This window comes from Secundilactobacillus collinoides DSM 20515 = JCM 1123 (assembly GCF_001435975.1).
Lineage (GTDB): Bacteria > Bacillota > Bacilli > Lactobacillales > Lactobacillaceae > Secundilactobacillus > Secundilactobacillus collinoides.
Window position 1 is genome coordinate 1 of the sequence record NZ_AYYR01000083.1, and the last position, 11,787, is coordinate 11,787.

At 47.3% G+C, this 11,787-nt stretch carries 10 protein-coding genes; 9 read left to right on the forward strand and 1 reads right to left on the reverse strand.

Translation table 11 applies throughout. The features are described from left to right. The first annotated feature begins 134 nt into the window (after positions 1–134). From FC82_RS13035 to trmB, 3 genes are all read left to right on the forward strand, one after another. Positions 135–872: an ABC transporter ATP-binding protein gene (locus tag FC82_RS13035; RefSeq protein WP_056997231.1), complete on the forward strand. Its 738-nt coding sequence runs from the start codon at positions 135–137 to the stop codon at positions 870–872. Continuing rightward, on the forward strand, positions 865–2,076 hold the full coding sequence (locus FC82_RS13040) for an ABC transporter permease (RefSeq protein ID WP_056997232.1): 1,212 nt from the start codon (positions 865–867) through the stop codon (positions 2,074–2,076). Before FC82_RS13035 ends, FC82_RS13040 begins: the two co-directional genes overlap by 8 nt. Before the next feature lie 140 nt (positions 2,077–2,216). Further along, positions 2,217–2,867: a tRNA (guanosine(46)-N7)-methyltransferase TrmB gene (gene trmB, locus FC82_RS13045; RefSeq protein ID WP_054761422.1), complete on the forward strand. Its 651-nt coding sequence runs from the start codon at positions 2,217–2,219 to the stop codon at positions 2,865–2,867. Between the two features lie 60 nt (positions 2,868–2,927). On the opposite strand, the gene FC82_RS13050 is transcribed toward trmB, so the two are convergent. Next, positions 2,928–3,254 carry a PepSY domain-containing protein gene (locus FC82_RS13050; protein ID WP_056997233.1) on the reverse strand — a complete coding sequence of 109 codons (327 nt, stop codon included), beginning with the start codon at positions 3,252–3,254 and terminating at the stop codon, positions 2,928–2,930. 208 nt (positions 3,255–3,462) lie between these two features. On the opposite strand from FC82_RS13050, the gene FC82_RS13055 reads away from it, so the two are divergent. From FC82_RS13055 to FC82_RS13080, 6 genes are all read left to right on the forward strand, one after another. Beyond that, positions 3,463–3,762 (forward strand): thioredoxin family protein, encoded by a 300-nt coding sequence (locus FC82_RS13055; RefSeq protein WP_412778474.1) that lies wholly within the window; start codon positions 3,463–3,465, stop codon positions 3,760–3,762. A 230-nt stretch (positions 3,763–3,992) separates the two neighbouring features. Beyond that, a complete protein-coding gene (gene ytpR / locus FC82_RS13060) occupies positions 3,993–4,628 on the forward strand; it encodes a YtpR family tRNA-binding protein (RefSeq protein ID WP_054761425.1) in 636 nt (211 codons plus the stop codon). 117 nt (positions 4,629–4,745) lie between these two features. Then, entirely contained in the window at positions 4,746–7,799 is a 3,054-nt protein-coding gene (locus FC82_RS16570) for a DNA translocase FtsK (protein ID WP_082620372.1), read from the forward strand. Between the two features lie 313 nt (positions 7,800–8,112). Further along, on the forward strand, positions 8,113–9,444 hold the full coding sequence (gene murC / locus FC82_RS13070) for a UDP-N-acetylmuramate--L-alanine ligase (RefSeq protein WP_056997235.1): 1,332 nt from the start codon (positions 8,113–8,115) through the stop codon (positions 9,442–9,444). 217 nt (positions 9,445–9,661) lie between these two features. Beyond that, positions 9,662–10,834 (forward strand): AI-2E family transporter, encoded by a 1,173-nt coding sequence (locus tag FC82_RS13075; RefSeq protein ID WP_056997236.1) that lies wholly within the window; start codon positions 9,662–9,664, stop codon positions 10,832–10,834. A 216-nt stretch (positions 10,835–11,050) separates the two neighbouring features. Continuing rightward, positions 11,051–11,764 carry a Bax inhibitor-1/YccA family protein gene (locus tag FC82_RS13080; protein ID WP_056997237.1) on the forward strand — a complete coding sequence of 238 codons (714 nt, stop codon included), beginning with the start codon at positions 11,051–11,053 and terminating at the stop codon, positions 11,762–11,764. The last annotated feature ends 23 nt before the right edge of the window (positions 11,765–11,787 follow it).

An 11,787-nucleotide genomic window follows, 5' to 3' on the forward strand; every position in this document is an offset into this window, starting at 1 on the left:
AAAATGTGCATAATCTATCTAATTATTTGATTGTCTCCTTGACAGGAGCCGAGCCCCTAGGCGCCTTGCTCCACTCTCTTGCAACTATGCTATAATAACTGATACGACACTCTAAAAGAAATGAAGGGATATCCATGACGCTTCAAGTCACGAAAGTTGTTGGTGGCTACTCACAAATTCCAGTTTTAAAAGAAGTTACATTTGATATTAAAGACGGCGAACTCGTTGGGCTTATTGGACTCAACGGTGCCGGTAAATCAACCACGATCAATCATATTATTGGGCTGCTGACGCCGTTTAAAGGCCAAATCAAGATCAACGGCGTCACTTTGGCTGAAGATAATGAAGCCTATAAAAAACAAATTGCTTACATTCCTGAAACGCCGATCCTTTATCAGGAACTGACGTTGAAGGAACATCTCGAAATGACCATGATGGCCTATAATTTGGATCAAGCTGCCGCATGGAAACGTGCTGATAGACTGCTGGAAATTTTCCGGCTGGATAACAAACTCGACTGGTTTCCAGCCAACTTTTCCAAGGGGATGAAACAAAAGGTGATGATCGTTTGTGCGTTTATTACTGACGCCCCGCTGTTTATCATCGACGAACCATTCCTTGGATTGGATCCGCTGGCAGTTCATGACCTGCTTGATTTGATTAATGAACAGAAGGCTAAGGGCGCAAGCATTCTGATGTCGACCCACGTGCTGGACACTGCTCAAAAATACTGTGACCGGTTCGTCCTGTTGCACGATGGCCAAGTTAAAACGGAAGGAACGCTGGCAGAATTGCGGAAAGCTCTGCCAGACGCCGGCGAATCACTCGACGATATTTACATGTCGATGACGAAGGCGGACCAACATGACTAACTTATTTAAAAAACGACTTTCCAGTCACCTCAAGGAAATGTTCAAGTATTTGCGGCTGGTGTTTAATGATCACTTTATCTTTGCGCTATTGATCATGATCGGCGGGTTGGGTTACGCGTATTCCAACCTGTTAAAAACATTACACGCTAACGTGTGGTGGTCCCAGCCCATTATTATCTTGGTGATGCTGGTGCTGCTTCAGATCGGGCGGTTGGCAACGTTGCTGGAAGATGCTGACGTTGTGTTTCTGCTTCCTAAGGAACACGCCATGCACAGTTACTTTATCGCCTCAAAACGATACAGTGAAACGCTGGCAGAGATTTGCCAGATCTTTGGACTGTTCATTTTATTGCCATTCATTCAGGCCACGGACCCGCTGTCGGTTGCTGCATTGGCGGGACTGGCCGTTACCCAGATTGTCTTAAAGGATGCCTGGCTGATGGCAAACTTGATGAATCATTACCGATTTAGTCAGCGATGGCTTCACCAGCCAGTCTGGTTTCAGTGGCTGGTGCCGGCAGTGGTTTTGATTATTGGTGTCTATGTCACGCCGCTTGCCAGTGTTGTACTCGCACTCGGTGCTGACGGCATTTTACGGATGTTAGCCTACGGATGGCAGCAACAGGCCTTTGACTGGCGCGCCGCCATCGGTCAGGAAAACAACCGAATGCTTGGTGTCTACCGTTTCTTTAACCTGTTTACTAACGTCCCAATGTTGAAGGGCGTTGCAAAACGTCGAAAATATATGGACGGGCTGTTACGACTCGTGACGATCAAACCTGAAAACACCTACCTGTACCTATACAGCCGCGGCATGGTTCGAAGCGGGGAGTTCAGCGGTCTATATTCACGGTTGACGATTCTTGGAATGATTCTGCTGTACTTTATTCACGGAACCTGGTTGCCAGTGTTGCTGGCAGCGCTGTTTATGTACTTGACCGGCTTCCAGTTGATTCCATTTTTCTGGCAGTTTGATGACATCGTGTTCACCCACCTGTATCCGATTACGACCGAACAGCGAATCGCGAACTTCAAGAAATTATTGCGAACGTTGCTGATTGTGACCGGCGTGTTATTTTTGGTCATGGTAGCGGTGAGTGATTTCCAACTGGAGGTTATTTTAATAACGGCCGTTGTAGAAATTGTTGAAATTTTTGGTATGGTCAGCTATTATTTACCTTTGCGCTTACGAAAAAATCGTTAGTTGACTGGTAACCAATAGTTGCCTAAAATAGATTAAACGAGAACAGTAAACGACGACGGGCTTTTGAGCGCTTCACTTGAACGCTGAAAAGAACCGCCGTTTTAATATGACAAAATTAAAATAATGGAGGCATTATCACTATGCGGGTACGCAAAAAGCCGTGGGCAGAAGGTTATATTCGGGATCACACCGACCTGATCGTCACGGATCCTGAAACACAACTAGGCCACTGGCAAGAACGCTTTGAAAAAAAACAGCCGTTACAGATTGAGATTGGTATCGGTAAGGGGCGGTTCATCGTTGAGATGGCGCGCCAGCATCCTGAAATTAACTTTTTGGGGATCGAGATTCAAGAATCAGTGATCGCCACGGCTTTGCGCCAGCTGGTTGAAAGCGGGCTGACAAACGTTCAACTCGTAGAAACGGACGGGGCTAATGTTGACACGTTGTTTGCAGAAAACGAAGTTGACGCGCTGTTTCTTAATTTCTCCGACCCGTGGCCAAAGACTCGCCACGCCAAGCGACGGTTAACTTCACCAAACTTTTTGGTGCACTATGAGAAAGTTTTAAAGCCCGCTGGTAAGATTCAGTTTAAGACTGATAATCGCGGCTTGTTTGAGTACTCGCTGGGCAGTTTTAATAATTATGGGCTGACCTTTGATGAGGTTTGGCTTGACCTGCACAACAGCGACGGCAACGAAGGCAACGTTGAAACTGAATATGAACAAAAATTTAGTGCCAAGGGGCCCATTTACGAGCTTGTCGCACACTTTCCAATAGCGGAAAACTAAAAAAATCTCATGGGCGACAAAATACCGTCGTGGCATGAGATTTTTTAGTGATTTTAAAGATTAAAGCCGATTTACGCTCAGGACGCTGCCGGTTTTTGCATCGGCCATAAATTCATATTGAACAAGGCTGTCGTCCTCGCGTCTGGTGATACCGCCATAGTAAACTAAGTTCTTAATGGCGAACTGTCGCCGTTCGCTAGGATGTGTACTGATCCATGCACCTTCAATGGGCGCTTCGCGTTGAAACGCGGCCTTGACCTGGTTGAGAATCTCGTCAGAACTCATCATTGTTTGACGGTCGTAAACGTGGCCTAACAGAAAGCCGAGAATGACGCTGAGAATCGATAAAAAGCTGAGTTGTTGCGGTGTTTTTAAGTTCGATGTCATAGGCTGACCTCCAATTACAGTTAGAATAGTGGTGCTTGATTAGCCGGAAGTTTCCGACCCGATAAGGTGCATTGGATGTTTCTATTGAATTATGTCCATCATAACAGGTTTTCAGATGTAAATCATATTCAAGACTCGAAATTTGAGGTATACTTAATACTATTAAAAAGTAAGCAAGGGAGCGATTGGATTGGAACAACTACCAAAGATGACCACTGATGAATTGACGACACGGGTAAGCGATGGGAAATACATGCTCTTTTTCTCTGCTGGCTGGTGCCCAGACTGTGCCTTTATCAAACCAGCAATGCCCGATATTGAAGCTGAATTCAGCGACTACACATTCTTAGCGGTCGACCGTGATGAAAATATTGATCTGTGCGTTGACTTAAACGTACTGGGTATTCCGAGTTTTATTGCTTACGACCATGGCAAAGAAATCGGCCGCTACGTTAACAAGGACCGTAAAACTAAGGAACAAGTTGAAGATTTTGTAAATGCATTGTAATCATGATTCACGGGCGATAAGCGTCTCACTGCTGAGACACTTATCGTTTTTTAATTACCCAAAACGGATCAGTCGCTAATTATAGCAGACTGTTCTTGGCATAGCGCAAGCAGGCGCGATTGATGTTCCTAAAAAGCTGATTTTAGGTACAGTCCAAAGTCATTCTGCGCTATAATGATAGGGCACTGAAAAAACGAAACAGTAATAATTTGCAATTGAAAGGATTCTTCATGTTAATTTCTAGTTATAATCAAAAAGCGCTGGGTGACATTCTCATTGTTTACGTTGCCCCAGACGTAGAGGAACAAGCCGTTGAGACCCGACAAACCATTACCCGGATCTTTGACCCAGAAACCAATGAGACACTGGGGTACAATTTTGCGGACGTGAGTGCCGTTTTAGGGAAGCTTGATGTTAATGGTCAGGTCTTTTTAACGGATGACCAGGTTGACCGTTTAAATGATGCGTTAGCGAACGCCGATTTTGCGCCTAATCTAAAGGCCGACCACGAACCCAAATTTGTGGTGGGGTACGTTAAAACGGCTGATCAGCATCCCGATTCCAATCACCTGTTAGTCACTCAAACAGAGGTTCAAGATGGTCAGGTTTTACAGATCGTCAGCGGTTCACCAAACATGCAGGCCGATATTAAAGTCGTGGTTGCTGAAGTCGGCGCAATGATGCCGGATGGGTTAATTATTTGGCCCGGTAAATTGCGCGGGGTTGAAAGTGATGGTATGATTTCATCAGGACGGGAATTACGAATTCCTAACGCACCCGATCGGCCGGGAGCGTTGATCTTGCCTGATGATTATGAAGTTGGTCAGCCTTTCAATTTTGACAAGGCGCAAACTTTATTTCAATAAGCGTAAGTTCAACTGCTAAGGGGGGCCACGTGCTCCCTTTTATTGTGTCGAAAATCGGGTTATTGATATATGCAATTGATTAAACTGTACCTAGCAAATTTGAATGGATGAACGCTAATGACTCATTATGATGGACCGGCTTTTTATCGCAAGTACCGGTTACCTAAAAAAAATCGCAAACTAAATGCCGCTGCACCGATCCCTGAAGCGGCGCCAATTAAACGGACTTATCACCTGCCGAGCGAAGGTGATGCACAACCAAACCGAATTCGTCATACCGAAATTCGCCAAACCCGGCCATCTATACAAGCGCAAACGCAGTTGCCACCGCGTGAAACGGATGTCGAGATGCGGCGTGAGATCGATGTGCCCAAACCCTCGAAAACTTTGACGTCAACCAACGATTGGCGCACTGACCGGTCTTTTCGGGTAACTTCGGTGCCTAAACAACTCCACCGGCCAGTTTTGGCGCAGGTGCACACGAACTTTAATCACCTCATGGCCACATTTTTTAAAAAACAGGACGACCAGGTCCTGTTATTTGGCACGGCTGAAACGCTGTCGAAGCAGTCAATCACCAGTACCGTAACAACTGCAACTGACCGGCTTCAGTTCGAACATGGTACGCCGACCCCGAGTACGACTGAAGGGACAGCAGGGGCTTCGACTGAAACGAAGACCCCCGTTACGATTCATGATTGGCATTCTGAAGGCGCAGATGATGTGCCTGTTGCAGCTGGTCATAAGGACGGTCATGATGCTAAGATTATGGGGACAGCCACTCCTGAATCTGGAGCTGACCCAATTGTGCCAGCGACAGATTCATCAACAAAAAAAGCTGATAGCAATGAATTAGTCCTTCCTGCAGACGATGCATCTGTTCCAACGGAGACAACCGCTGCCAAAACGCAACCAGTAAACACGGTACAGCCCGAAATAACTGCACCCATGAAAGAAAACGTCGCTGACCAGGAGACGACTGACCAGGACATTGTTTCATCACACACACCGGTTAATGACGGCAATCAGCAGAATAAATCGTTGCAGCATGTTGCCGCACCGGCAGTGTCCGAGACATCGTTCACACAACCAGTGGATGCATCGGGAACTGACGCGCCCCGGCAGAGCCGCCAGCTTTTAGAGACGGATGATGCGAAAAAAATTCCCGACGTGAGTCAAAATTCTGCAGGTGGTCAACCCTTGCAGCCTGCTGGTAATCAGGCGGTTGCACATTCGACCTCGGATTCCCACAAGACTTTTGAACTGACACACTCGTCGAAACAAATCGGCGGTCGCGAAGATCCTAACGACACTGCTACGAATCAGGAAACTGCAACACACGCTGATGACGCACCCGTCCATTCTGATGCAAAGGCAATTTTAGATTCCAGCGACACAACGACTTCTGGTGATAGAACGCAAAATAATGCGCCAGTCATTGAACAGCTGCCTCCAGATAAGACAGATACGACTTTGGATGAAGCAGACGAGGCTGACAGCAATCCGGTTTCGCAATTGCCTGTTTCAGATACTACCGCCGCGAAGAACGTGCCGACAGTAACAGATGAAGCGGATGGGCCGAACACGATTGATAACGCCGGTAAACCGGAGAAACCAGCAGAAACGCAACACGGGTTGGGGCATTCGCTAGGTGACATTTTAAACGAAGAAAACGCCCAACTAAAAGATTTAGCGCTTTTTCAAGACAAACCCGATGTTCAAGGTGACACTGATGCGCAAACACGCGGTTATCACTTTCCGAGTCCGGATCTGCTGACGCCACCGGTCATACCGGATGAAAGCGAGCTGGACGAATGGATCGAACACCAGGGTGAAGTATTGGATGAAACCCTGGCTGCCTTTCACGTGGACGCCCACGTTGTCGACTGGACAATTGGGCCGACGGTAACGCAGTTTCAAGTGCACCTGTCCTTAGGGGTCAAGGTCAACAAAATCACTAACCTGACGGATGACTTGAAATTGGCTCTAGCCGCGAAGGATATTCGAATTGAAGCGCCAATTCCAGGTAAGTCGACGGTCGGTATTGAAATTCCTAACCCCAAGACACGTCCGGTCATGCTGTCGGAAGTTCTCGAATCAGAGGCCTTTAAGACAAGCAAATCACCGTTGACGGTTGCGCTTGGCGTTGACCTGTTCGGCAAACCGCAAGTCACTGACCTGCGGAAGATGCCACACGGGCTGATCGCCGGGGCTACCGGGTCAGGAAAATCAGTTTTCATCAACAGTCTGCTGATCTCTTTGCTGTATAAAGCAACACCAGCCGAACTGCGACTCTTGCTGATCGATCCGAAGGCTGTGGAATTAGCACCTTACGATAAGCTGCCGCATTTGCTTGCACCGGTGATCTCTGATCCGCAAGCCGCTGCAGCTGCGTTGAAGTGGGCGGTCAACGAAATGGACGACCGGTATGACCGCTTGGCAGCCGCTGGTGTGCGGAATATCGAACAGTATAACGAACGGGCTGAACTCACCGAAGAATACAGCCTGAAACTGCCATATATCGTTATTGTGATCGACGAACTGGCTGATTTGATGATGATGGCCTCAAGTGAAGTGCAGGACTACATTGTTCGAATCACACAAAAGGCGCGGGCAGCCGGCATTCATTTGCTGATTGCCACCCAACGGCCAAGTGTCGATATCGTTACCGGGACCATTAAAAATAACATACCGACGCGGGTTGCCTTCATGGTCTCCTCACAAGTTGATTCACGCACCATCATTGATACTTCTGGTGCGGAACGGCTGCTTGGGAAGGGGGACATGCTGTTCCTTGGCAACGGGGCGTCACAACCGGTCCGACTGCAAGGGACCTTTGTGGATGACGAAGTTGACCGTGTCACTGATTTTGTTCGGACGCAGGGCAGCCCACACTATGAATTCGATCCTGATGGGTTACTGGCTAAGGAGCAGAGTCAACAAAACGAAGATGAACTGATGCCGGAAGTTTTGGACTACATTGTTCAGGAACAGACGGTCTCTACCTCCAAACTGCAGCGAGTGTTCTCGATTGGGTATAACCGCGCTGCCAACATGATCGATGCCCTGGAAAATAAGCAATATATTTCCGGTCAAAACGGCTCGAAACCGCGGGATGTTTTTCTGACCGCTAAGCAGTTAACTGAAATGCGGGGACCGCGAACCGATTGACGAGATTGGTTTTCACAGTGAGACTTTATTCGGGTGAGTTTACTAATAAAACGAATCGCGCTATCCTGACTAGATGCTAAACGAACTGTGTGCAAAAGTGCACAGTGTTGGTAAAATAGACGTGGTTATTTTGCTTGAAAGTTACATGACGCTGTCAAGTTTAGACTGAAAAGTTAAGATTCTTGTGAAATAAGACATCTCTTGCGAAATGCCCCTCGAAATTTAGATGACCTGTGCTAAAATAAACGAGTGAATAAAAAATGCGCGGGTTTCCAGCGCAAATTAATATAGAAGTGACGAAAAGAGGATATTGATGGACAACTCGACAACGTATTACTTTGTTGGCATCAAGGGCTCAGGAATGAGCTCGTTAGCACTTATTTTGCATGATAAAGGATTTAAGGTAGCTGGTTCTGATATCACCCAGTACACGTTTACTCAACGCGGTCTGGAACAAGCCGAGATACCCGTCTATCCGTTTGATGAAGCAAATATCCATGAAGGGCTAACGGTTATTGCCGGAAACTCCTTCACGGACGACCATCCTGAAATTAAAAAAGCCCGGGAAATGGGACTGCCCGTTTACCGGTATCACGAATTTTTGGGCAAGCTGATTGAAGGCTACACCAGTATCGGTGTTGCTGGTGCTCACGGTAAGACCAGTACCACCGGCTTGCTGTCACACGTACTATCAGGTATCGCGCCAACCAGTTATCTGATTGGTGATGGGACAGGTAAGGGCACGCCGAACGCCCGCTTCTTTGTTTACGAAGCAGATGAGTACCGGCGTCACTTCCTGGCCACCAAACCTGACTATGCGATCATGACGAACATCGATTTTGATCACCCCGACTACTACAAGGACATCAACGATGTTTTCACGGCATTTCAGTCCTTTGCTGATCAAGTGTCGAAAGGGATTTTTGCCTGGGGCGATGATGAGAATCTGCGCCGGTTGAAGACGGATGTTCCCGTTTACTACTATGGGACTAGTGACAAGGACGATTTCCAAGCACGCGACATCAAACGGACCACGAAGGGCTCGCAATTCGATGTGTACTACCGTGATAAATTCCTGGGCAACTACCACGTGCCGTTATTTGGTGAACACAACGTTTTGAACAGTCTGGCAGTCATCGCTGTGGCTTATTTTGAAGATGTTGATCTGGATGAGATCAAGAAGGAATTGCTGACCTTTAAAGGGGTCAAGCGCCGGTTTGCAGAACGCCAGTTGGCCGACATGACCATCATTGACGATTATGCGCACCATCCTTCAGAAATTCGGGCAACGTTGGACGCCGCACGGCAAAAGTATCCTGACAAGGAAGTTATTGCAGTGTTCCAGCCCCACACCTTTACCCGGGTGATTGCGCTCATGGACGATTTCGCCAAGGCTTTGAACAACGCGGATCACGTTTACCTGACTGACATCTTCAGTTCGGCACGTGAATCCAACGGGAAAGTTTCCAGTGCTGACCTTGCTAAGAAAATTAACAAGGGCGGGGAAATCCTCAAACTCGACAACATGTCGCCGTTGCTTGATTACCACGATGCCGTTGTGGTCTTCATGGGTGCCGGTGACGTTCAAAAGTACGAACGCGCTTACGAAGAATTGTTGAGTCATTTATCACTTAAAGATAACTAAAGTTTTTTATTGATCCCGCTGACTCTGATTTTGAGTTAGTGGGATTTTTTCGTAAATCAGCCAAATGGCCATATTGGACCTGCGAAGCCGAAAGTGGCTGACATATTGAACAAACTAGTCCAGTCACGATGACACTAGTATTTAGTGCGCCGTTCTTGACAATAAAACACAGGTATCATACGGTAAATGCAACAAAAAATAGTTTGGGGGAATTTGCGTGCACCAACCGAGAAGCGGATTAGTGAAAACGTTATTGATCGGCTGCACGATCCTTGTGTTTTCAGGCGTCGTGTTCATTTTATCCAAAGTGTCGTTTTTGTTTACCCCGATTCAGACGTTCTTGTCCACCATTGCGGGGCCGTTTTTAATTGCGGGCTTTCTTTATTATTTATTGCAACCGTTAGTGAAACTGCTGAGGCGGATTCATATCAAGGGACGGGCGGCGTCCATTTTGGCGTTTATTATTCTTCTGGCGCTGATTGGGGCAGCCATCGCCTACGTTGCACCCCGAGCAGTGGTTGAAGTCAAGGAGATCGTTGACCATTTTCCGGCTTATTTGGCCGGTATCCAGACCTGGGTGCACGGTTTCAGTCAAACTGACATTGCCCGCAGTTTAAAATTGAATTCGATTCTGGATAATCTCAAAATCGATAACCAACAAGCGCTAAAGGTCTTTACCAGCCACTTCAGCACCGGTGCCGCGAGTTTCACCGGCCTGATCGGCAAGGTTGGTAAAACGGTCATCAACATCCTGCTGACGCCGATCGTGCTCCTGTACTTTCTTAAGGATGGCCATAAACTGCTGCCAAGCATTACCAGGTTGGTGCCGCCTAAGTGGCGGCCGTTTACCAAGCAGGTGCTGCAGCAGGCCAATAAGACCATGGAAAATTACTTCAACGGGCAGTTCGTGGACATGCTGTTCGTTGGGGTCTTGAGCGCCATCGGCTACGCGGCGGTCGGGACACCTTACGCGCTGGTGATCGGCATCATTGCCGGTATTTTGAACATGGTACCGTATATCGGTCCTTGGTTGGGCGGCATTCCAGCAGTGCTGGTCGCTACTTCAGTTTCTTGGCACCAAGTCATTTGGGTGATCGTTGTCGCCATCGTCGTTCAGCAGATCGACAACAAGCTGATCTATCCCAACGTGATCGGCAAATCGATGAACGTCCACCCGTTGACGATTTTGGTCTTGCTGCTGACTTCAGGCAACATGTTCGGTTTGGTTGGTGTTATTTTAGCCATTCCCGGATATGCCGTTTTAAAAACGATTTTGCAGTGTATTGCCGATGAACCGCTGATCCCATTGTTTAACTATTTAGGCCACCGGCCAGAAGTGGTGCCGGATCCGCCGCATAGTGAGGATCATCAAGAAACCCCTAATGAGTAACGCTGATTTGTTTATAAAATTTATGTGATAAAAATGGACATTTTTTTGTAACTGTTCTAAATGCGATTAAAGATTGACTAATTTCTTAAAAATAGTCTAAAGTCGCTTGTTTTAAATAGGATTTATTGCATTTTTTGCTGAGATTGATACAATTATCAACAATAAGTAGACAGACGTTTCATAAACTGGAGGGAACCATAAACTGGAGGGAACCGAATGAACAATCAACAATTTGATGAACAACCACGTCGGGTCGTCAATGCCGAAGTTGGCTTAAACGCTTTCTTAACAAAAATGTACGGTTGGATGGCACTTGCCGTGTTACTCTCTGCGGTATCAGCATACTTTGTCAGCACCAATCAGGCTCTGCTTTCCGCTGTGACTGGCGGCGGTATGTGGATCGGGCTGATCGTCTGGTTTGTCTTTCCATTCTTGGTCAACGGCCAAGCGTTTAAACGGCCGGCAGTCAGCTTTGTGTTACTAATGGTGTACGCCTTGATCACCGGTGGGATTTTCTCGATCTATTCACTCGTGTACTCGGGTGCGACCATTGTTTCAGCGTTCGTCTCAAGTGCCGTTGTCTTTATCGTGATGGCACTTTACGGGGTTGCAACTAAACGTGACCTGACACGGGTCGGTGCACAAGCAACCGCTGCTTTGATTGCATTATTGGTGGCCCTAGTCATCAATATGTTCCTGCACAGCGCGCTGATTGCCTACGTCTTTTCATTCGTGGGCGTGATTATCTTTACCGCGCTGACCGCATCTGACAGTCAAAAAATGAAGACCATGTACCTGAAGAGTGACGGTAGCGGCACTGCTTCCAGCGGTTTAGCCGTTGTTGGTGCAATGCAGCTCTACCTTGATTTCGTCAACTTGTTTATTTTCTTGCTTCAAATCTTTGGCGGTTCAGGCAGTAGCCGTAACTAATAAATACAAATGCGAAGAGACCT